At 34.8% G+C, this 21,390-nt stretch carries 22 protein-coding genes; 9 read left to right on the forward strand and 13 right to left on the reverse strand.

Features of this window, described 5'->3' with window-relative positions; genetic code table 11:
• Positions 1-15 precede the first annotated feature (15 nt).
• The 11 genes from ACZ2G0_RS01210 to ACZ2G0_RS01260 form a co-directional block, all read right to left on the reverse strand.
• Positions 16-2,511, reverse strand: a complete 2,496-nt coding sequence (locus ACZ2G0_RS01210; protein ID WP_470308643.1) for a heavy metal translocating P-type ATPase — start codon at positions 2,509-2,511, stop codon at positions 16-18.
• An 86-nt stretch (positions 2,512-2,597) separates the two neighbouring features.
• On the reverse strand, positions 2,598-3,158 hold the full coding sequence (locus ACZ2G0_RS01215) for a helix-turn-helix domain-containing protein (RefSeq protein WP_470308644.1): 561 nt from the start codon (positions 3,156-3,158) through the stop codon (positions 2,598-2,600).
• Between the two features lie 77 nt (positions 3,159-3,235).
• On the reverse strand, positions 3,236-3,925 hold the full coding sequence (locus tag ACZ2G0_RS01220; RefSeq protein ID WP_470308645.1) for a DUF3347 domain-containing protein: 690 nt from the start codon (positions 3,923-3,925) through the stop codon (positions 3,236-3,238).
• A gap of 47 nt (positions 3,926-3,972) precedes the next feature.
• Complete coding sequence (locus ACZ2G0_RS01225; RefSeq protein WP_470308646.1) at positions 3,973-4,776, reverse strand: hypothetical protein; 804 nt, start codon at positions 4,774-4,776, stop codon at positions 3,973-3,975.
• Positions 4,777-5,301 (reverse strand): heavy-metal-associated domain-containing protein, encoded by a 525-nt coding sequence (locus tag ACZ2G0_RS01230; protein ID WP_470308647.1) that lies wholly within the window; start codon positions 5,299-5,301, stop codon positions 4,777-4,779.
• Between the two features lies 1 nt (position 5,302).
• Positions 5,303-5,785, reverse strand: coding sequence for a TlpA family protein disulfide reductase (locus ACZ2G0_RS01235; RefSeq protein WP_470308648.1), 483 nt, complete (start codon positions 5,783-5,785; stop codon positions 5,303-5,305).
• A 27-nt stretch (positions 5,786-5,812) separates the two neighbouring features.
• Positions 5,813-6,649 (reverse strand): DUF3347 domain-containing protein, encoded by an 837-nt coding sequence (locus tag ACZ2G0_RS01240; RefSeq protein WP_470308649.1) that lies wholly within the window; start codon positions 6,647-6,649, stop codon positions 5,813-5,815.
• 151 nt (positions 6,650-6,800) lie between these two features.
• Positions 6,801-7,172: a hypothetical protein gene (locus ACZ2G0_RS01245; protein WP_470308650.1), complete on the reverse strand. Its 372-nt coding sequence runs from the start codon at positions 7,170-7,172 to the stop codon at positions 6,801-6,803.
• A gap of 98 nt (positions 7,173-7,270) precedes the next feature.
• A complete protein-coding gene (locus tag ACZ2G0_RS01250) occupies positions 7,271-7,615 on the reverse strand; it encodes a phage holin family protein (RefSeq protein WP_470308651.1) in 345 nt (114 codons plus the stop codon).
• A 54-nt stretch (positions 7,616-7,669) separates the two neighbouring features.
• Positions 7,670-8,431 carry an alpha/beta fold hydrolase gene (locus ACZ2G0_RS01255; protein WP_470308652.1) on the reverse strand — a complete coding sequence of 254 codons (762 nt, stop codon included), beginning with the start codon at positions 8,429-8,431 and terminating at the stop codon, positions 7,670-7,672.
• 133 nt (positions 8,432-8,564) lie between these two features.
• On the reverse strand, positions 8,565-9,278 hold the full coding sequence (locus ACZ2G0_RS01260) for a pyridoxine 5'-phosphate synthase (RefSeq protein ID WP_470308653.1): 714 nt from the start codon (positions 9,276-9,278) through the stop codon (positions 8,565-8,567).
• A gap of 115 nt (positions 9,279-9,393) precedes the next feature.
• Here ACZ2G0_RS01260 and ACZ2G0_RS01265 point away from each other — a divergent pair, with 115 nt between their 5' ends.
• The 8 genes from ACZ2G0_RS01265 (at position 9,394) to murI (ending at position 17,731) form a co-directional block, all read left to right on the forward strand.
• Positions 9,394-10,050 (forward strand): CBS domain-containing protein, encoded by a 657-nt coding sequence (locus ACZ2G0_RS01265; RefSeq protein ID WP_300285473.1) that lies wholly within the window; start codon positions 9,394-9,396, stop codon positions 10,048-10,050.
• A 78-nt stretch (positions 10,051-10,128) separates the two neighbouring features.
• Positions 10,129-11,013 carry an NAD kinase gene (locus ACZ2G0_RS01270; protein ID WP_470308654.1) on the forward strand — a complete coding sequence of 295 codons (885 nt, stop codon included), beginning with the start codon at positions 10,129-10,131 and terminating at the stop codon, positions 11,011-11,013.
• Between the two features lie 167 nt (positions 11,014-11,180).
• Positions 11,181-11,864, forward strand: coding sequence for a type IX secretion system protein PorG (gene porG, locus ACZ2G0_RS01275; RefSeq protein WP_470308655.1), 684 nt, complete (start codon positions 11,181-11,183; stop codon positions 11,862-11,864).
• 3 nt (positions 11,865-11,867) lie between these two features.
• Positions 11,868-12,608: an isoprenyl transferase gene (locus ACZ2G0_RS01280; protein WP_300283829.1), complete on the forward strand. Its 741-nt coding sequence runs from the start codon at positions 11,868-11,870 to the stop codon at positions 12,606-12,608.
• Positions 12,541-15,270 (forward strand): BamA/OMP85 family outer membrane protein, encoded by a 2,730-nt coding sequence (locus ACZ2G0_RS01285; protein WP_470308656.1) that lies wholly within the window; start codon positions 12,541-12,543, stop codon positions 15,268-15,270. The genes ACZ2G0_RS01280 and ACZ2G0_RS01285 overlap by 68 nt, the downstream gene beginning before the upstream one ends.
• 33 nt (positions 15,271-15,303) lie before the next feature.
• A complete protein-coding gene (locus ACZ2G0_RS01290; RefSeq protein WP_470308657.1) occupies positions 15,304-16,317 on the forward strand; it encodes an OmpH/Skp family outer membrane protein in 1,014 nt (337 codons plus the stop codon).
• Positions 16,318-16,343: 26 nt separating this feature from the next.
• Positions 16,344-16,844 carry an OmpH/Skp family outer membrane protein gene (locus ACZ2G0_RS01295; RefSeq protein ID WP_470308658.1) on the forward strand — a complete coding sequence of 167 codons (501 nt, stop codon included), beginning with the start codon at positions 16,344-16,346 and terminating at the stop codon, positions 16,842-16,844.
• Between the two features lie 110 nt (positions 16,845-16,954).
• Entirely contained in the window at positions 16,955-17,731 is a 777-nt protein-coding gene (murI, locus tag ACZ2G0_RS01300) for a glutamate racemase (RefSeq protein ID WP_470308659.1), read from the forward strand.
• On the opposite strand, the gene ACZ2G0_RS01305 is transcribed toward murI, so the two are convergent.
• Positions 17,732-18,976, reverse strand: a complete 1,245-nt coding sequence (locus tag ACZ2G0_RS01305; RefSeq protein WP_470308660.1) for an aromatic hydrocarbon degradation protein — start codon at positions 18,974-18,976, stop codon at positions 17,732-17,734.
• Positions 18,977-20,299, reverse strand: coding sequence for a DUF4270 family protein (locus ACZ2G0_RS01310; protein ID WP_470308661.1), 1,323 nt, complete (start codon positions 20,297-20,299; stop codon positions 18,977-18,979). It lies immediately after the preceding gene.
• A 230-nt stretch (positions 20,300-20,529) separates the two neighbouring features.
• Between ACZ2G0_RS01310 and ACZ2G0_RS01315 the strand changes: the two genes are divergently transcribed.
• Positions 20,530-21,387 (forward strand): hypothetical protein, encoded by an 858-nt coding sequence (locus ACZ2G0_RS01315; RefSeq protein ID WP_470308662.1) that lies wholly within the window; start codon positions 20,530-20,532, stop codon positions 21,385-21,387.
• Positions 21,388-21,390: the final 3 nt, after the last annotated feature.

Below are 21,390 nucleotides of genomic sequence, written 5' to 3' on the forward strand. Positions count from 1 at the left end.
CTCTTTATTTTAAAGTTAAATTGTAATTCTTCTTAATCGCAACGCATTGGCAATAACCGAAACCGAGCTAAAGCTCATTGCTAGTGCCGCAATCATAGGCGAAAGCAAAATCCCGAAAAAAGGATACAAAACTCCGGCCGCAATTGGAATTCCCAGTACATTGTAAAAGAAGGCAAAAAACAAGTTTTGATTGATGTTTTTCATCACAGCGTGACTCAATTTTTTGGCCTTTACAATTCCTTGTAAATCGCCTTTAACTAAGGTGATTTTAGCACTTTCAATAGCTACATCTGTACCTGTTCCCATAGCTATGCCTATATCGGCTTGGGCCAAAGCAGGAGCATCATTGATTCCGTCGCCCGCCATCGCTACAATTTTGCCTTGAGCTTGTAATTTTTTAATTTCTTTTAACTTGTCCTCGGGTAAACAACTCGCTTGGTAAGAAGTCAAACCTATTGCATCGGCAACCGCCTTAGCCGTATTTTCATTATCGCCTGTAAGCATAATTACTTCAACACCCTCGCTTAGTAATGTTTGAATCGCTTTTTTACTCGATGCTTTAATCGCATCCGAAATCAAAACAAAACCAACACCAACGCCATCTTCAGCAATATAGGAAACGGTTTTTCCTAGCTTTTGCTCCTCGATAACAGTTGTTTCTAAATCGGCAGGAATGGTCGCTCCCACTTGCTCCATCAATTTTTTATTTCCAAGAGCAACTTTTTTCCCGTTAACAGTTCCGATAACACCTTTTCCCGTGACAGCTTCAAAGTTTTTAGCTTCGACCAAAGATACTTTTTTGGCTTGCGCGAAATTTACCACGGCTTGCGCCAAAGGATGCTCGCTATATTGATTCACAGAAGCAATAAGCTGCAATAGCTCGTCCTCATTATTATGTAACGCAAATACTTTTTCGACTGAAGGTTTTCCCTCTGTTACCGTTCCCGTTTTATCCGTGATTAAAACATTAACCTTATTCATGTTTTCCAAAGCTTCGGCGTTTTTAATCAAAACTCCCGATTGAGCGCCTTTACCAACTCCTACCATCACTGACATAGGTGTTGCTAATCCTAAAGCGCAAGGACAGGCAATGATTAATACGGCAACCGCATTGATAAACCCATAAATCAAAGCATTGGGTTCTGGCCCAAACTTTGCCCAAACAAAAAAGGTAAGTACCGCTACTCCTACTACTATAGGAACAAAATACTTGGCAATTCTATCGGCTAGTTTTTGAATCGGTGCTCGAGAACGACTAGCGTCATTCACCATTTGAACAATTTGCGAAAGCAAGGTTTCTGATCCTATTTTTTCGGCTATCATTACAAACGACTGATTGCCATTGATTGTTCCTGCAACTACGGCATCGTCCTCTTTTTTATCCACAGGAATGGGTTCACCTGTAATCATAGATTCATCGATCGTACTCTGCCCATCAGTTATTTTTCCATCAACTGGGACTTTTTCTCCTGGTTTTACGCGGAGCAAATCTCCTTTATTGATATCATGAATCGAAATTACTTTGTCTTTGCCATCAATAACTAAAGTGGCCTGAGTAGGCGCTAATTTTAATAATTCTTTGATCGCACCGCTGGTTTTGCTGTGCGCTTTGGCTTCTAGTAATTGCCCCAATAAAACCAAGGTTAAAATCACGGTAGTTGCCTCAAAGTACAAATAAACGGTTCCCATATCGGTTTTAAACTCTGTTGGAAAAACGTCTGGGAAAAACAATCCAAAAACACTAAATAAAAAGGCTACTCCAGCTCCTATACCTATTAAAGTAAACATATTTAAGTTCCAACTGATAACTGATTTCCAAGCACGAACAAAAAACATCCAAGCCGCATAAAAAACGACAGGTAGTGATAAAGCAAACTGTACCCAATTCCATTGTGAATGATCCATAACCATCATCAAAGGATTATTAGGAATCATGTCAGACATGGCTATCATAAAAATAGGCAAGGTAAAAAAGGTCGCTATTTTCATTTTGCGTACTAAATCGAGATAAGTTTTGTTATCCTCGGATTCAGTTGGCTGCATCGGTACTAAATCCATCCCACAAGTTGGACAATTGCCCGGTTCATCTTGAACAATTTCAGGATGCATGGGACAAATGTAGGTTGCTTTGGTTGCAACCAAATCAGGTGCTTTTACCAAATCCATTCCGCAAACAGGACAATCTCCTGCTTTTTCATACACTTTATCGCCTTCGCAAAACATAGGGCAGTAGTATTTTCCAGCAGCGTTTTTGGGAGGAGGAGCTACTACTACTTCTTCTTGTGGTAAAAGCTTGTCATTCGGGTTAAAGACTTTTATGGAGTAGTTGCCAACAAGCGAAAGTATTTCCTGAAAAGTCGCAACTGGAATTGGTTTTTGCATTGTAATGGCTGCAATTGGCGGATCTAAAGAAACAGTAGCTTGGACACCATTTATTTCATTAAGTGCTTTCTCGACTTTGGTTCGGCAACCATTGCAACTCATTCCCGTAATTTGGTATTTATGTGTCATTTGTAGGCAGTTTTAATCATCAATTACAAATTTCGGAATAAAAACCAGCTAAAGTGTTACACAATTTTGGAAAGCCTTTACATGATTTATACCTCATCTATTTGCTTGCGCTTCAATTCATTGGATTGTTTGAATTGAGTCGGCGTGATTCCAGTCGTTTTTTTGAACTGATTGCTTAAATGTCCTACCGTGCTATAATGCATTTGATAGGCGATTTCACTCAGAGTCAATTCGTTATACAGCAATAATTCTTTCACCCTTTCAATCTTTTGCGCAATAAAATAATGCTCGATCGTAACTCCTTCATTTTCAGAAAACAGGTTACTCAAGGCGCTATAATCTTGATTTAAATCGGCTGCTAAATAAGTCGATAAATTCACTTTTGACCTTGCCTCTTCATGATGTACTAAGGTCACAATTAGGTTTTTTATCCGCTCTATGGTTTGACTAGTTTTATCATCTAGCAGTTCAAAACCCAGGTTTTTTAGGTTTATAGAAAGTTCTCTTTTTTCCTTTTCCCCTAATGAATGATTGAGCGTAACCTCGCCCAATTGCATATTCAAAAAAGGAATATCCAATTTATCCAGTTCGTTTTTGACCGCCATTTCGCAGCGACCACAGACCATATTTTTAATAACTAACCTCATGAAGAAATGGTATTACAAAAAAATCCTAGCTTGCAATTAAGATAGGATTTTTTGATATTTTAAAAAAAAGGAACATCTTATTGAATTTGTTTGATCATTCCACCACATTCCAACATTTCAGCACCGTAATATGGATTTTTAATTTCTTTCATTTCACTTATCCAATAGCCACTTTTTCCTTCATTGTACATTGGGCAGTAGTCTTGGTATAATTTTTTATTCGTTCCAAAAGTGGCAATCAAATCCGTTACCTCTTTACTTAATGTTGCAAATGCGGTTCTTTGCGCGTCAATTTTTCCTGTATTAGCTGTAATAGTTGCAGATTGCTTACTCGCATTAGTAGCAAAAGCAGTGTATTTGTCTTTTAATTTCACATCAATTTTAGATGCATCAGTAGCAGCAATTGTGCTACTTAATTTTTTTCCTAAACTAGCTGCTTGCGCCGAATCATCTTTTGCCAAAGCATTTTTAACCGCTAAATAATCTGCTACAATAGCATCTGTAGAAAGTGTAGCTTTTACTTCGGCACTAACCGGAACTACTTCTTCAACTTTTTCTTGTTCAACCTCTGCCTTCACTGCTTCTAGCTCCATTCCGCATTCTGTGCAAACGTCTCCTTTTTTTCCTGTAATCTCAGGATGCATGGAGCAAGCATATTTTTCAGAACTTGTTTCAACAGAAGCCTCGTCAGTTTCTTGTTTTGCTTTTTGATTACAACTTGTAAGTGTAAGACTTACTAACAGCATTGAAAGAATTATTTTTTTCATTTTTTAAGTTTTAGATAATTATTATATGATGATTACTTTTATTTCTATTAATTGGTCAAGTTAAAAAAAGTGTATTCTAACTTTACTAAAACACTGTTACTGGCAACGCGATTCATGTCACTATAAATTTGGTGTCGATAGGCTAAATCAATTCTTGCTTGACTATTAATAATAAACTGCAACGAAGGTACGACGTCTAGATAAGATTTCCCATTTTCATTCAATCGCTGACCCAATAATTCGACCATCGCATTAATATTAGTTTGTTTAAAACTGGTATATTTTTTCGGATGAAGCAACTGACCTAATGAAAGTGTATAATTCATGGCGCTATTGCTTTGCAAACTAGGAAATGGATACGTATTATTGTTTAAAGCGCGTTCATAACTAATGGAGCCGCTTATGGCAGTTTTATTAATTAATTTAGTTGCTACAAGTCCTGTTTCATATCCTGAATTCATTCCCATTGTTTCAATTTCATCTTGATCAATCGGGCCATTATTAGTACTTACTCTTCCATAAGCCGCTAGTCTAAAATGACTGTGAAGATCGTCACTAGAAAAAAAACGATATTTAGCATATAAGCTTCCTCCTTGGAACATGATATCTCCTTCTCTGTTGTTCAGAAAAGCAGTTGCATGAATCATCCAATTTTTATCAACTCCCCACATTAGCTCGGGCATATTGTGGTAATTCGTGCCCCCTGCGTTTTTAAAAGTGATCATATTAGTGTTTCGAACACCTATCGATCCCGCGGGCATATTACTGGCGGGCTCAGTCATTACAAATAATTCTTGAGCATTAACTTGTAAAGAAAGTAAGGTCAAAAATAGAACTACACAATATTTCATTTAGATTGATTTTAATAAATAGGTGTTTTCCTGCGCTACCAAATCAGCATATTTAGCTTGTAATTTAGCAGACTTTTTAAATTCTTTTTTGGTCACGAAACCATCATTTAAGACTTGTACTTTAATAGCACCGTCAATTGTTTTATCGCCTCCGTTAACAAAAACATAGGTTCCACTTTGCTTTTTAACCGCTTTACTTTCCTCGATTTTCGTAGTTCCTAAATCGATAGTTAATACCATGGAACCAATAAAAAAACCTGTTTTCTCGATGTTTTCTTTTAAAACATTAGGAGTTAAAGTGTTGTTTTCTTTTAAACTAACGGTAAAAGTATTCGTATTCAAATCAACGGCAACGTTTTCAACTTCGGCCATCGATTTCAACTGCTTATTAATTGCATTAGAACACATTGAGCAGGTTAAACCCGTAGCAATAATTTGTGCTTTTGAAATTTGTGCTTGGGAAGATAGGCTTGCTAGTAAAACGAAAGCCGATACTAGAATCGATTTTAAATTTATATTTTTCATATTATTTTTTATGTATTAGTTGTACAATTTCTTCCTCGGTTGGATTGATAGAGACCAATGTTCCATCCGAGTCAAATAAGTACGAATTTGGTAATTGCTCCACACCAAAAAATACGGCAGACCTGGCATCAAATCCATAAGGATCTACTAGTTGCTCATATTCTAATTTATCTTTGGCAATGGCATTGTTCCATTTTAGTTTATCGGTATCAACGGATATCCCAACGACTTCGAATTGTTCTGATTTGTACTTTTTGTAAAAAGGAGCCATTTTTTTATTAGCTACTCTACAGGGTGCGCACCATGAGGCCCAAAAATCAACAAGCACAATTTTACCTTCAAATGACTGAAGGCCTATTGCTTTGTCTTTGTTATTCTGAAGCGTGATTTCAGGCAATTGGTCTCCGATTTTCAGTTGACCAAAAGTAACTGAACAAAACAACGATAGACAAAGGACTAGAAAAAGATTATGTATTTTAAGCATGAACTAAGATTTTAGCAGTGTGCTGCATTATTTAATAGTTTCAACGGTAGAACCACAAGTTAACATTGATGCACCGTAATATGGATTTTTTACTGCTGCCTCTTTGCTTAACCAATTGGCTTTTACCATAGGACAATATTGGTAATAAGTAGCTGTTTCAGCTTTAGACACTTTCATCAACTCATAAACTGTAGTCGAAACTGTTTTAAAAGCAGCTCTCTGTTGTTTAACATCAGTATTTGAACCTATTTCTTTGGTATCAGTTATTAAACCTTTCATTACTTTCATCCAAACCATATGCACATCCATTGGTAATTTATCCATTTGAACCGCTTCTAGCGCAGCAAGCATTTCATTAGCTTTTGCAGCCGCAGTAGTTGCATCGCTTTTTACTAAAGCATCCTTAAGTGAGAAATAGTTGGTATATACTGCTTCAAACTGGTTTGTTGCTGTTTGCGTTTTTACCATTGTTGTTGGCTCATGATCATGACTCTCCTTATGATCCATTACTGCCTCTTCTTTTACATCGCGGTCGTACTGGCAACAAGCATGCAGTGCTTCGTATGTGTCTTTTGGAGCAAGAAACTTATCGCTATCGTATCCTACCAGAGCAATTCGTTTTAAGATTTCATCAGAGTTTGTTTTGGTAGCATCAAAAGTCAATGTTGCCATGCGGGTATCTTTATCCCAAACCACTTCGGCAGTTTTTTTTACATTTCCAGCCTTTTCTATATTGGCTTTACACATATCGCAGTTTCCGAAAATCGTAACTGTTTCTGTTTTTTTATTTTTTATTTGCGCGTTAATACTTGCTGTTGATAGCAATACTAGAGCTGCTAACAATACTGTTTTTAATGTTTTCATGATTTATTTTTTAAAATTTAAAGAGGGTATAATAAGAGGTGCTAAAAGTTATAAAAAACGATTAGATCTTGTTATTATCCGGAAAAAAATAATGATTGTAAAGCAAATATGCTTTGAATTTGACGCACGAATGGCTGTCAAGAATTTATAACTAGCCTATTTTAGGAATAAGCCAAATAGAAGAATATCCATCCGAAAGGAAAGATAATGTATGATCTATTGTTGCTTTCTTAGAACTAAAGTTAAAAATAGTTCCTTGAATATCAATGGTGGTATTAGTGTATATCGCTGTGTTGACAGACGAATTGGTACTACAAATACCCATTCCGCATTTGCTTGTACAGCCTTTTTCTTTCTTCGATTTAGAATGAGATTCTTTAGAACAACAATCTTTTTTCTTAGTATTCGAAGTCATTTCCATCCCACAAGAGGAAACGGTTTTAGTAGTACCACATGCAATAGCTTGACTTGGCATCAAAAAGATACCAAGTAAGACTACTACTATAAGGTGGATTTTTTTCATTTGTGTACTTAAAAAGACAAAATTACCATAATTGAACCAATTTTATTTTAAAAATATGTTAAATCAGGTTCAAAAGAGGTGATTCTGCAAATAACCTTTTATTTACTCTCTCCTAAAATAGCATACAATATAGATTGCGACAAGGACAATATGATACTGAATAACAACGCAGTTAAGAAAGAACTAACTCCAAAACCACCTACGATAGCATCGCACAATATGATGATAATTGCATTGATTACTAGCAAAAATAAACCTAGTGTAATAAACGTAACCGGCAATGTAAGCAGCACTAAAATAGGCTTGATAAAAATATTAAGCAACCCAAGAACCACCGCAACAATTAACGCAGTTGTAAAGCCCGCTACTTGAACACCCGGCATAAAATTAGAGATTAACAGTACTAAAGCTGCTGTCACAAGAATTCTGATTAATAACTTCATAGTTTTCTGTTTTTAAATTTTACTAAAAGTACTATTATTTTTTAAGAACTGTTTTTATTTTAAAAAAGCGAGTGTCAAATCGTAGAACATTTGAGGATTTTCGGCATGAAGCCAATGGCCTGCATTAGGAATTGTTTCAAACTCTGCTAACGGGAATTGCTTTTTGATAGCATCAAAATCTGTATCTAATATATAATTGGAATTGGCACCGCGAATAAAAAGCGTTGGCTTTTCGAAACTTAAATCTGCTGGTAGCGCAACTCCTATTTCATCTAGTTTTTGATTGAAGGAAGCCAAATTAAATCTAAAAGCCAATTGTCCTGGCTCCTGCCAATACAAACTTTTCATTAAAAATTGACGGGTTCCAAAATCAAGTATATACCTTTCTAGAACAGCTTCCACATCAGATCGGCTTGGCTTTTCAGCAAAATTAACTGCGTTTAATCCTGCCAGAATAGATTGATGGTGTTGCGGATAAAACTTAGGACCAATGTCGGCTATGATTAGTTTACTGATAAGGTCTGGATATTTAGTTGCAAACAGCATCGCCGTTTTTCCTCCCATCGAATGCCCTATCAAATCAACATTTGTTAAATTATGTCCTACACAGTAGTCATAAACATCTTGCGCCAAGAGGGCATAGCTAAAGTCAAGTGATTGCATACTCCGCCCATGATTACGGAGATCTAATAAGTGAACTTCGAAACCAACTTCGGCTAATTTAACTCCAATTGTTTTCCAGTTATCTGACATTCCCAAGAATCCATGCAGAATCAGAAGTGGTTTTCCGGAACCTTCAATTTTTGAATATAACATTTTGTGTGATTTTAGTAGTGCGTAAGGGATAGCAGCGGAAATCCTTTTAGGGGAAGTAGCGATAGCGAAGTCCCTTAAAAGATTGTAGTGCATAGCCCGACCCGCTTTTTCGGCGGGTCACGCCCAAATTATTTTATTTTAATTTTTGCAAATACATATTTACAACGTTTTCTAAACCTAGATACAAAGACTCAGCAATAAGAGCATGACCAATGGAAACCTCAAGAAGACCCGGAATATTTTGTTTAAAAAACTGAATATTATCTAAACTCAAATCGTGTCCAGCGTTTATTCCAAGACCTAAATCATTGGCTAAAACTGCTGCTGATATGTAAGGTTCAATACCTTTTTGATTCCCTAGACCGTATTGATGAGCAAAAGCTTCGGTATACAACTCAATTCGATCAGTTCCTGTTTTTTTTGCGCCTTCAATCATATCTAAGCTCGGATCAACAAAAATAGAAGTTCGGATGCCGTTGCGTTGAAACTCTTGAATCATCTCTGTCAAATAAGCTTGATTATGAACCGTATCCCAACCTGCAGATGACGTTATGGCACCAATAGCATCAGGAACAAGTGTTACTTGCTCGGGTTTACACTCCAGTACTAAATCGATAAAATTGTGCTGCGGATTTCCTTCAATATTAAACTCGGTATAAACAACCGCTTTTAAGTCGCGTGCGTCTTGGTACCTAATATGACGCTCATCAGGACGAGGATGAATAGTGATTCCTTGTCCGCCAAATTTTTGAATATCGGTGGCTACTTTAAGCAAATCAGGCACATTACCGCCACGTGCGTTACGTAAAGTAGCTATTTTATTGATGTTAACACTTAACTTTGTCATTGGAACAATTTTTGATTAGTTGGAACTGTTTTAATAGCACAAAAATACAAAGTAAAAGGTAGGCGGATTTGCCTTTTTTTGATTATTTTGCATAAAAATTGAGGATTTAACGAAGATGGAAATCAAAAATTACATAACAACTGATTACAAAGCCATTGACTGCCAAGAAACTATTACGGCCGTTAAGGATTTTTTTGATGATTTGAACTTTTCGCATTTTCCAGTTGTGGAAGAAGGTGTATATATAGGTAGCATTGTTGCCGAAGACATCGAAACATTTGAAGATTATAAAAAAGTAGCCGATTACAAATACAGTTTAGAGCCATTTTTTACTCGACAAGACGCTATATGGCTGGATGTTTTAGAAGTTTTTGCCAAGAATCATGCTAATGTTGTCCCTGTTCTAGATGAAAACAACGGTTATGTAGGTTATTATGAAATTGATGACATTATGACCTTTTTTCACCAAACTACTTTTTTGAAAGAGCAAGGTAGCATCATTAAAGTCAAGAAAAACATTCAAGACTATAGCATGGGACAAATTGCCCAAATTGTAGAGAGCAATAATGGTAAACTTTTGGGATTATTCATTTCAGAATCAGATATAAATACGGTTGAAGTAACCATTAAAATTAGTACAGGAGCGATTAACGAAATTATTCAAACCTTTAGAAGGTATAATTACGAAATCACCTCAGAGCATCAGGAAGATGATTACATTGCTAATTTAAAAGAACGATCCGATTATTTAGACAAGTACCTTAATATGTAGCGAATACCAAAAGGCTAAACATTTTATCCTTCACGCGAAAGCTTTTATTACAAATTGTAACGATTGAAAAACAACACAATGAAAATAGCCATATACGGTCAATATTATCAAAACAGTACAGAACCTATTATTAAGGACATCTTTGTGTTTTTTAACAAAAACAAGGTAGACTTAGTGATAGAGGCCAATTTTCTAGAGTTACTTTACGAAAAAAAAATTGTTCAAAAAGAATACAATACCTTTTCTTCGCATACGGAGCTCGATAGTAGCTTTGATGTTTTAGTAAGTATTGGTGGTGATGGTACCATATTAAGAGCAGCCACTCTTGTTAGGGATTCAGGCGTGCCAATTTTAGGAATAAATGCGGGGCGACTTGGTTTTTTAGCTACTGTCCAAAAGGAAAACATTGACAGCTTTTTACAAATTGTCATTGACCAAAAATATTCGGTATCGAAGAGAACGTTATTGAGTTTGACCTGCGATCCTCCAAATGAAGCGCTGCAAGACATAAATTTCGCAATGAATGAAGTATCTGTCAGCAGAAAAGATACTACATCGATGATTACAATAGATACCTTTTTAAATAATGAATACTTAAATTCCTATTGGGCCGATGGCTTAATAATATCTACACCAACAGGCTCTACAGGTTATTCTTTAAGTTGTGGCGGTCCTATTTTAACGCCTGATGTAAAAAGTTTAGTCATTACTCCTATAGCTCCTCATAATCTTAATGCGAGACCACTTGTTATCCCCGATGAAACAATTATTCGATTGAAAGTATCTGGACGTGAGGACAATTATTTAGTTTCATTAGACTCGCGCATTACCTCAGTGGCAAATGAATCTATTTTGACAATTAGCAAAACTCCTTTCCAAATCAACATGGTAGAGATACCGGAGGAGACTTTTTTAAAAACCTTACGTACAAAACTACTTTGGGGAGAAGACAAGAGAAATTAATTCTTTTTAAGTAAACATACGATTCTACTGCTTTTTACCGTTTAATTTTTAACATATCAATTTTTACATTAGATTATTGTGCTATTTTTTTAAAAAAAAGCACATTTAATTCAATGAGCATTGATTCGAATCGATAATCATTATATTTGCACGCAATTTAAATTAAAATGAACAAAATATTCAGCTTATTTATATGCCTTTTTCTCACTGTTGGTGCGCATTCACAAATACACGAGCTAGGAGTTTTTTTAGGAGGAAGTAACTATGTAGGTGACGTGGGATCCACGACTTATATAGCCCCAAATGAACCAGCGATAGGTTTGCTTTACAAATGGAACAAAAGCCCAAGGCACTCTTGGCGTGTTTCCTATACGCAAACAAAGCTTGCTGCCGATGACTTCGATTCTGAGGAACCAGGAAGAAATCAAAGAGGCTATCGTTTTGAAAATAATGTAAAAGAAGTATCTTTAGGTCTTGAATTTAACTTTTTTGAATTTAATTTGCATGAATTAGGACATAAGATAACACCTTATGTCTTTGGTGGAATAAGCTATTTTAGGTACGATCAATTGTACGTGCTTTCAGGGTTGACTCAGGAAGATAAAAAAGCGAATGCATTTGCTATTCCTGTAACGTTGGGTATAAAATCATCTATCACACCTAGATTAATTCTAGCAGCAGAAATAGGAGCACGAGCCACACTAACAGATAATATAGACGGAAGTAATCCGACAATAGAAAACAGGAAACCTTTGCGTTTCGGAAATTTAAATAATAATGACTGGTATGTCTTCTCTGGTGTAACATTAACGTATACCTTTGGACAAAAACCTTGCTATTGTGCAGACTAAAAAATGAACTTACTAGATACTATAGATACTACAAACTTACCTACTCATTTGGCCATCATCATGGACGGAAATGGACGTTGGGCGAAGCAACAAGGTTTTTTAAGAGCATTTGGTCATGAAAATGGAACAAAATCAGTAAAAACCATCATTGAAAGCTGCGCTAGGCTAGGTATCAAAAACCTAACACTTTACGCTTTTTCATCAGAAAATTGGAACAGACCTAAATTAGAGGTGGACACCCTAATGAAAATACTAATTAAATCATTAAAGAAAGAATTAGTTACCTTACAAAAGAACCAAATCAAATTAAATGCTATTGGGAATTTATCAAAAATGCCTGAAAAAGCACAAAGTGAGCTGCTGGATGTCATAGAAAAAACGAAAGACAATACGCACATGACCTTAACACTAGCCTTAAGCTACGGGTCGCGAGAGGAATTAGTCAATGCGGTAAAAAACATCAGTGATAAAGTTAAAAATAATATAATTTCAATTGACACTATTGACGATTCAATTATAAATGAGCATCTTTACACGCAAAATTTACCGGATGTAGATTTATTAATACGCACAAGTGGTGAGCATAGAATAAGTAATTTTTTACTTTGGCAGATAGCATACGCAGAATTATATTTTACTGACGTATTATGGCCCGACTTTAAAGAACAAGATTTATATGAGGCTATCATTAGTTATCAAAAAAGAGAACGAAGATTTGGAAAAACAAGTGAACAAATTAAATAATTTTTTAGTGTTGAATAAAACTATAAAAGCAATCCTTTCCCTAGTACTATTAGGAAGTTTTTCTCAAATGAAAGCGCAAGACAGAGTGCCTTTTGACCAAGGAAAAAAATACATCTTAGCCGATGTAAAACTTACTAATAAAATAAGTTTCAACGATCAAACTGTAGTCACATTTGCAGGCCTTGAAAAAGGACAAAAAATCACAATCCCAGGAGAAGAAATAAGTGCTGCCATCAAAAAACTAGGTAAACTAGGGCTTTTTGATGAAATTAGTTTTTACATCAACCATATCCAAAATGATAGTGTTTATCTTGATTTGGAAATCAAAGAATTACCTAAACTAAAAGAGGTGAGATTCGTTGGTGTGAAAAAGGGTAAAATTGAAGGATTAATCAAAGACAATAGCTTAACTAAAGGTAAAGTAGTTAATGAAAATTTAATTACTACTACCAAAAATTACATTGAAAACAAGTACAAAAAAGATGGTTACTACAACACTAAGGTAAATATCAATATTGTAAAAGACACTGCCGCTGTTAATCAAGTTAACATGCTTGTAAATATTGATAAAGGTGATAAAATTAAAATTAGCTCGATTGACTTTGTAGGAAACGAAAAGATATCAGACAAAGCATTGCGTAAGGCAATGAAAGATACCAAGCAAAAAAACCCAATCAGAATCTTAAAGGCTTCGAAATTTATAAAATCTAAATACAAAACAGATTTAGAGAAAGTAATTGCGTCCTACAAAGAAAAGGGATACAGAGATGCGAGAATCGTATCTGATTCTGTTACCTACAATAAAAACAAGAACACTTTAGCTATTAAAATTAATGTTGAAGAAGGAAACAAATATTACTTTGGTAATATCAAATTCCTTGGAAACACAGTCTATCCTGACCAGTTATTAAATAGAATTTTAGGAGTTAAAAAAGGAGAAACCTATAATGGAGTACTTCTTGAAAAACGAATTGCAGATAAATCAAAACCGGATGGAGAAGATATTACTAACTTGTACCAAAATAGTGGATACTTATTTAGTAACATCAATGCTGTGGAAGTAAAAACAGTTAATGACACGATCGATTTTGAAATTAGAGTACTGGAAGGACCTCTTGCCTACTTTAACAAAATTACCGTAACAGGAAATGACAAGACCAATGACCGTGTAATTTATAGAGAATTAAGAACTAAACCAGGAGAAAAATACAGCAAGGACGAATTAGTTCGAACGATCCGTGAAATAGGTCAATTAGGTTTCTTTGATCCTGAGGCTATCAATCCCGCTTTCAAGAATGTGGATGCATCTGCAGGAACGGTTGACATTGAATACCAATTAGTAGAAAAAGGTTCCAGCCAAATTGAACTCCAAGGGGGTTATGGTGGTGGTGGTTTCATTGGAACACTAGGACTTTCGTTCAACAACTTCTCAGCCAGAAACATGTTCAACAAAAGCGCCTACAGACCTCTACCAATGGGTGATGGACAAAAGGTATCTTTACGTTTACAAGGAAGTACTTATTTCCAAACATACAGTGTATCCTTTTCGGAGCCATGGTTTGGTGGAAAAAAACCAGTACAATTTAGTAGCTCTATTTCGTACAGTAAACAATTCTTGAATAACTTCCAAACGCAACGAGTGGATAAAACTAAGAGTTTTAATATCCTAACGGTATCGGTTGGATTGGCAAAAAGATTAACAGTGCCTGATGATTATTTTGTTTTATCACAGTCTTTGAGTTATCAATTTTATGATCTAAACAATTATAATACAGGTTTATTTACCTTTGGGAATGGATCATCTAGAAACTTAGCTTATACAGTAGGATTATCTAGAAGTAATAAAGGAGTAAACCCTATTTTTCCAACTTATGGATCAGAGTTTAGTATTTCAGCTAAATTAACTCCTCCATACTCCTTGCTAAACGGTATAGACTATAATACATTGGGAGACCAAAAGGAAAACAAATTAACAAATACAGTTGACAGAGGAAATCAAGTTGACGCTAATGGAAACATCGTTAGTATTGGAGATTACGTTGATGCTGCCGGGAACAAAGTATTCAATTTTGAAGACGCTGCACCTGATCAAGCCAAAGTAGATCAAAAACGATTCAATTGGTTAGAGTATTATAAGGTTAAATTCAAAGCTGATTGGTACACTAAAGTATACGGTAAGTTTGTTTTGAGAGCTTTAACTGAATTTGGATTCTTAGGTGCCTATAATCAAGATAGAGGTCTAGTGCCTTTTGAACGTTTTTATTTAGGAGGTGACGGTATGGCCAACTTTTCAATGGATGGTCGTGAAACAATACAGTTAAGAGGGTATCCAAACAATTCCTTAACACCTATAAATGCAAACGGAGAACAAATTGGTGCCACTGTATACAATAAATTCTCCCTAGAAATGCGTTATCCAATTACATTAAAGGCATCTGCATCTATTTATGCATTAGCATTCTTAGAAGCTGGTTCGTCTTATGCCGATTTCAAAAGCTACAATCCATTTGCACTTAGTCGTTCTGCAGGAGTTGGTTTGCGTGTGTTTATGCCAGCATTTGGATTACTAGGAATAGATTTTGGTCATGGATTTGATGCTTTACCAGGTACAACAACACCTAATGGATGGGAAACCCATTTTATAATTGGTCAACAATTCTAGAATTGCGATACGATTTTCAAATACTATAATGCTATGAGAAAACATTTTTTATTTATATTTTTGGCTGCGATTACGGCAAACGTATTACATTCACAGGCGCGTGGTTCTCGAGTAGGCTATATTGATATGGAATTCATTTTACAAAATGTACCTAACTATGCTGAAGCAAATACGCAGCTAGAGCTTAAGGCGCAAAAATGGAAACAAGATATTGAAACCAAAAAAGTTGAAATCAACAAAATAAAAGATGCACTAAAAGCCGAAAAAGCATTATTGACAAAAGGATTAATAGAAGAAAGAGAAGCCGAAATAAAATTCTTAGAGGATGAAATGTTGGATTTTCAACAGCAACGTTTTGGAGCTAATGGAGACCTTATCAACCAAAAGGCTTTACTTGTAAAACCTATTCAAGATCAGGTATTCACTATAGTACAAGATATAGCAGAGTCAAAAAAGTATGATTTCATTTTCGATAAATCATCTGATCTAACAATGCTTTTTGCTGCAAAGCAATTTGACATCAGTGATCAAGTACTTCGCGTACTTAATAGAACAGAGAAAAGAGAGCAACTCACAAAGAAGCAACAAGCGGATTTAGATGAAAAAGAAAGAAAAGAAGATGCTTTAGATTCTAATCCACAATTAGCCGAACGACAAAAAGCACTAGAAGAAAAACAGGCAGCAAGAGATAAAATCATTGCTGACAGAAAATTAGAGCAAGAGAACAAGAAAAAAGAGTTTGACGAAAAAAGACAAAAAATACTAGATGATCGTGCTGCTAAAAAAAATGGCACGGTTTCTGCAAATTCATCAAAAGAAAAAACAACTGAAGGATCCAAAGTAGAACCTACAGAAAAAGAAGTAGCAAAAGCAACTGCCGAAGACGCTCAGAAAAAACAAGCCGATCTAAAAGCTAAGATACTCGAAGATAGAAAAAAAGATTTAGAAGCAAGAAGAAAAGCAGTTGAAGACAGACGACTTCAAATTATAAAACAACGCGATTCTATAAAGAAAGCGAAAGAAGAAAAATTAAACCTAAAACAATAAATTAATTACTTAATATTTTAAAAACGATGAAACAGATTAAAACTTTATTAATTGCTGCAATATTCATTTTTGGTGCTACGCAAACAACAAATGCACAAACTAAAACGGCACACGTTGATGTTAGCGAAATTATGTCTAAAATGCCAGCAATGTTGGATGCTCAAAAACAATTAGAAAAATTGCAAGGAACTTACGATACTGATTACAAGAAAATGGTTGAAGAATACCAAGCCAAACTTAAAAAGTACGAAGGTGAAGCTGCAACAGTAACTGATGCAGTAAATGGTGACCGTTCTAAAGAAGTACAGGACATGCAAAAGAGAATTGTTGACTTTAGAGACAATGCTCAAAAAGAATTACAACAAAAAGAATCTGATATCGTCAAACCTTTAATGGAAAAAGTAAGATTGTCAATTCAAAAAGTTGGAAAAGCTAAAGGTTTTCAATATGTATTAGACGGATCTACATTATTATTAGCTGATGGAACTGATTTAACAGCTGACGTAAAAAAAGATTTAGGTTTTTAATAACAACAACCTAAGCAATATAAAAAACCGCTCCCCTACACTAGGATGGAGCGGTTTTTTTTAGCTCTTGTTTTTAGGAAAATCAATTTACAGCACGTAACTTTGTCATAATGGACAACAATCAACCCATAGGTATTTTTGATTCTGGAATAGGTGGTACATCAATTTGGAAAGAGATCCACCACTTACTCCCTAATGAAAAAACAATCTATCTTGCTGATAGCAAGAATGCTCCCTATGGTCAAAAATCTAAGGATGAAATTATTGCATTGAGTATTAAAAACACCGAATTCCTCATAAAACAAAACTGTAAATTAATTGTAGTCGCTTGCAATACTGCTACCACAAATGCTATTACAGAGTTAAGAGAAACCTACAACATACCTTTTATCGGAATTGAACCAGCCATAAAACCTGCTGCCATCCATTCGAAGACGCATACGATTGGTATTTTAGCCACTCAAGGCACTCTAACTAGTGCTTTATTTTATGAAACTGCTAAGAAGTTCAATAACATTACAATAGTGGAACAAGTGGGTAACGGACTTGTACAACTAATTGAAAACGGGAAAATAAATTCAGCAGAAATGTCACAGTTATTAGATTCCTATTTACAACCTATGATTTCCGCTAATATTGACTACCTCGTCCTAGGATGCAGTCATTACCCTTATCTCATTCCTCAAATAAAAAAGATTTTGCCCAATCATATTAAAATTATTGACTCTGGCGAAGCGGTAGCAAAACAAACCAAAAATATACTGGAAAACAAAATCGGTTTTTCAGATGGATTGGATAAAACTCCTGTTTTTTACACCAATACTAATCCAACTGTACTTAAAGAAATTATTGGCAGTGGATATACTGTGATTGAAAAAGAATTTTAGTTACTCGAACTTTCTTTGCACAAACCAAATTCCGTCTAAACTCAAATTTAAAGATATTTTATGAAAATTTTCTTTTATGAGACCACTACTTAAACTCCCTTTCTGTCCATAGGAATAGGTTACGTTTAGAGCAGAAAAAGTTCTACTCTCGAGAGGTAGAGCAACACCCACTGAAACAGAAACATTGTTTATTCGATTATTATCAATCTCTAAGAAACCAGTATCGTAGGTAAAACCTGTTGCGTATTTCAAACGATCAAAATAAGACCTAATATTTTTAGTTTTAAAATAGGAAAAACCTCCAGCCAATCTATCTTGATCAGCATAGCTACCATACAAACTAGATTGATTCGTTCCACTCCAAAGACTTTTGGTGTAGTCTAAAGTAAAACTTAGGTTGTTCTTAAAAACCTTATTAATACCGAATCCTATTTCTAAAGGCAGGTAGTAATCGACAACATCATAAGTTGCATCTGTTTCAATCGTTGCCGAAGTAGTTGTAGCAATATTATAACTACTGACTGATTGACTCTTTGACGCACTAACCCGACTAGGAGATTTAAAATTAGTCCCAATGGAAAAAGTGGAATCCACTTTGATTTGGGTCCCTAAGGACAATCTAGTTCCTTTATAGTAGGATGTTTTATCTATTGAGGTATTAGAATTTGCAATGGTGTAGTCTCTATTATCACTTATAGATCCAAAAAGGAAATTAGTAGATAATCCTAACGAAAACTTCTTACCTACCTTATAACCATAGGACAGGCTAAAATCGCTTAATCCTCCCGAGCCTGATGCGTCTAATGTAAAGTTTTCAGTACTATTCTCTATTGGCAGTTGAAGATTTGATATTTTGTATGTGGCACTAGAATACGGTTGTAAAGCGAAACTAACGGCCGACTTTGAAGTTACAGGAAAAGCCAACGCAATATGCGAAAACTGCATATTATTACGGCTTTCTGACGTACTTCCTTTAGAATAAGAGGATTGAATGGCTTGCCCTCCAATATCGAATAAAAAATGATTCGTGTACATAAAGCCTAAGGAAGCCGGATTTAAATTGTTGATCGAGCTACTAGATGGTAAAGCTATTCCACTAGATCCTATTGATGCGTTAGATCCAAAATTAGAATCATACAAACTTCCTAATCCGTAAATTGAATAAGGTGAACTCGATATACTTTGTGAATAACCATTCGTTATCAAAACGATAAGAATAAAAGTAAATGCTATTTTATTTTTCATTTAATAAGAAATGTAATAAATTTTAAGTTGTATTTTATTGTCTTTATTTTTCTGATTGCCTAAGATGACTCGATTAACAGATTTCAAGATATCGGGTATCGTAAGCAAAAGTGACAACTTAGTGTCCGATTTTTTAATCATTTCATTTTGCAAAAAAGCTCCAATAGAAACTTTGTAACCATAATATTCGTTAAATTCATCGTTTTGAGTATTTAGAATTGCATACGTAGCAGTTCCCGTATTGTTTAAAGTACCTGTTATCCTATTTAATTTATCTGCAACAAAAACTCGCAAAGAGTCAGGCAGAGGATAAGAACTATTAGAGAAAGTATTTTTGACCGGTTTTATGATAAGCTCGGCATCGACGATTGCACCATTAGCTGAAATATATTTTAATTGTTTTATGTTAGGGAAATCGATCCGACAAGCAATACCTGTACCTGATTGAACAAAAGCTTTATTACCAGTTTGTATACTCGACAAACTCCCTGTAAATCCAGATAGATTTTTTAATTCCGTAGCTGACCTATCCAAGCTGATATTATTAAATTGATTGGCTTTATTTAAGATATTAAAATCAAGCTGAAACGATTCTTCAGTATCTGCTAAGTATTTGGAGTAATACAATCTGAGAACACTTGAAGTAGAAAAGCCTGCTACACTACTTGAGGTACTCGTGGTAGTTTTTATCACCAACCCTTTAAAATACTCCGTAAATTCATCGAAATTAGTAATTTCTCTCTTTTTAATTTTTTGAAATAAAGCAGTACCAAAAACATCCTTTAAACTTACCACGACTGTGTCTTGTGCGTGTGGCCTTGGCTTATAGGAAATAGAACCTAAACTTTCAGTATCATAGGAGAGACTAGAGTCATTGTAAAAAGAATAATCATCATCCTTTACCTTGACTTTTTCTAATAGACGATGAATACTAATTGTTTGCACTTTAGTGGTATCACCGTAATAATACTTATCAGGTTTCAATATCATTCGAATTGAGTCAAAAACATAGTTAGGAGCATCTAAGTCCGATGTGTTACTATTTAAAGCATAAGAGACCCCTGATAATTGGAAATAACTTTCAGATTTGACTTTTCCAAAATAAGGATCTTCATAATTCCCAACTAAAATCCGCCCTTGATTAGAGGTGATTAATGAGTCTAAATTAATTGTAGAAACATCGACCGTTAAAGTATCGACTAAAACAATTTTATTATTAACTGACAAATAATCAGAACCTACAACAAACTCCCCAGCATCTACATCAGAATCGCAAGAGGTTATAAAAATTGCAAGTAAAAGCACTAACACTACCTTGTACATATAAGTTTTTTAACAAATATAGGAGAGCCTATTTTATACTTCATTACAACATATACCATTCAAAGCTTTTAATCTACAAATAACATCAAACTATCTATAAGCACTGTTACTGATGGCTATTATCCATTCAGCAAGACAAAGAGCTCATTTGTCGATAGAATCCTAGGATACATATATCTTCTTTTTTTTAGCTGGAGATAGCGCCTACTTTTGAAAAAACAAAACCAAAAATGAGATTAAAACTTTACACTATATTAATGCCTCTTTTTTGCATACAAAATATCAAGGGACAAAGCGATTATTCTCTCGAGTTAAACATGAAGTCTGCTACAGCCGATAAACTGACTATTAATGAAACAAGTTTAGGAATATTGCTTTTTAATAAAATCGATACAAAAAACTCCTTTACTAATGCAATACGGTACAAAAAAACAAAAGTAGATTACGACATGGCCACCTATAATTTACAACATGATTTAAATGATTTTAATAGTTTAGAAAATGAGTTCCGATTTAATCATGAGTTCAATGGTAAAACGTCGGCAAACATAAATCTAAAACCTACGATTAATTTTGAAACAACTATTGGCCTATCAGACATTCAGTGGTTGGGTAGTGCATCTATTGAATACCATTTTAACGCTAAAAACAAATTAGCCATAGGAACAACTCGTGATGTCTTTTTTAACCAAGTGAGCATTTTACCAACTGTAAATTACAGCACACTGTTAACAAAGAAAACAATGCTTTCAATTGGATTCCCTAATTCACAACTGACCTATTCTAATAACAAAAAGAACACTTTTACTCTAAAAAACAAAATTCAAGGTGTTGTCTTTACTTTAGATAATCGACACACAAATAGCAATAGTGATGATTTCACATCTATAACCTACTCACAAATGGCTTCTACTCTTGAGTACGTTAGAAATATAGATCAGTACTGGTCCGTCAATTTTCAAGCGGGGTACAACTTCAGTAACAACTATTATTTAAGTAATAATGCAGGCAATTCAGCCTATGATTTCAAAAACACAAATGGATACACTTTAAACGTAGGATTAAAATTTAATATTAATAAACAATAAAAG

The organism is Flavobacterium sp. KKT103, from assembly GCF_055640565.1.

Bases quoted from the DNA above. Each gene is read 5' to 3' on its own strand.
- ACZ2G0_RS01280 (WP_300283829.1), top strand. From the start codon at position 11,868: ATGAACTTACTAGATACTATAGATACTACAAACTTACCTACTCATTTG.
- ACZ2G0_RS01265 (WP_300285473.1), top strand. From the start codon at position 9,394: ATGGAAATCAAAAATTACATAACAACTGATTACAAAGCCATTGACTGC.
- ACZ2G0_RS01245 (WP_470308650.1), bottom strand. From the start codon at position 7,172: ATGAAAAAAATCCACCTTATAGTAGTAGTCTTACTTGGTATCTTTTTG.
- ACZ2G0_RS01240 (WP_470308649.1), bottom strand. From the start codon at position 6,649: ATGAAAACATTAAAAACAGTATTGTTAGCAGCTCTAGTATTGCTATCA.
- ACZ2G0_RS01220 (WP_470308645.1), bottom strand. From the start codon at position 3,925: ATGAAAAAAATAATTCTTTCAATGCTGTTAGTAAGTCTTACACTTACA.
- ACZ2G0_RS01260 (WP_470308653.1), bottom strand. From the start codon at position 9,278: ATGACAAAGTTAAGTGTTAACATCAATAAAATAGCTACTTTACGTAAC.
- ACZ2G0_RS01215 (WP_470308644.1), bottom strand. From the start codon at position 3,158: ATGAGGTTAGTTATTAAAAATATGGTCTGTGGTCGCTGCGAAATGGCG.
- ACZ2G0_RS01295 (WP_470308658.1), top strand. From the start codon at position 16,344: ATGAAACAGATTAAAACTTTATTAATTGCTGCAATATTCATTTTTGGT.
- ACZ2G0_RS01230 (WP_470308647.1), bottom strand. From the start codon at position 5,301: ATGAAAAATATAAATTTAAAATCGATTCTAGTATCGGCTTTCGTTTTA.
- ACZ2G0_RS01310 (WP_470308661.1), bottom strand. From the start codon at position 20,299: ATGTACAAGGTAGTGTTAGTGCTTTTACTTGCAATTTTTATAACCTCT.
- ACZ2G0_RS01315 (WP_470308662.1), top strand. From the start codon at position 20,530: ATGAGATTAAAACTTTACACTATATTAATGCCTCTTTTTTGCATACAA.
- ACZ2G0_RS01250 (WP_470308651.1), bottom strand. From the start codon at position 7,615: ATGAAGTTATTAATCAGAATTCTTGTGACAGCAGCTTTAGTACTGTTA.
- murI (WP_470308659.1), top strand. From the start codon at position 16,955: ATGGACAACAATCAACCCATAGGTATTTTTGATTCTGGAATAGGTGGT.
- ACZ2G0_RS01290 (WP_470308657.1), top strand. From the start codon at position 15,304: ATGAGAAAACATTTTTTATTTATATTTTTGGCTGCGATTACGGCAAAC.
- ACZ2G0_RS01270 (WP_470308654.1), top strand. From the start codon at position 10,129: ATGAAAATAGCCATATACGGTCAATATTATCAAAACAGTACAGAACCT.
- ACZ2G0_RS01305 (WP_470308660.1), bottom strand. From the start codon at position 18,976: ATGAAAAATAAAATAGCATTTACTTTTATTCTTATCGTTTTGATAACG.
- ACZ2G0_RS01235 (WP_470308648.1), bottom strand. From the start codon at position 5,785: ATGCTTAAAATACATAATCTTTTTCTAGTCCTTTGTCTATCGTTGTTT.
- ACZ2G0_RS01255 (WP_470308652.1), bottom strand. From the start codon at position 8,431: ATGTTATATTCAAAAATTGAAGGTTCCGGAAAACCACTTCTGATTCTG.
- ACZ2G0_RS01210 (WP_470308643.1), bottom strand. From the start codon at position 2,511: ATGACACATAAATACCAAATTACGGGAATGAGTTGCAATGGTTGCCGA.
- ACZ2G0_RS01225 (WP_470308646.1), bottom strand. From the start codon at position 4,776: ATGAAATATTGTGTAGTTCTATTTTTGACCTTACTTTCTTTACAAGTT.
- porG (WP_470308655.1), top strand. From the start codon at position 11,181: ATGAACAAAATATTCAGCTTATTTATATGCCTTTTTCTCACTGTTGGT.
- ACZ2G0_RS01285 (WP_470308656.1), top strand. From the start codon at position 12,541: ATGAGGCTATCATTAGTTATCAAAAAAGAGAACGAAGATTTGGAAAAA.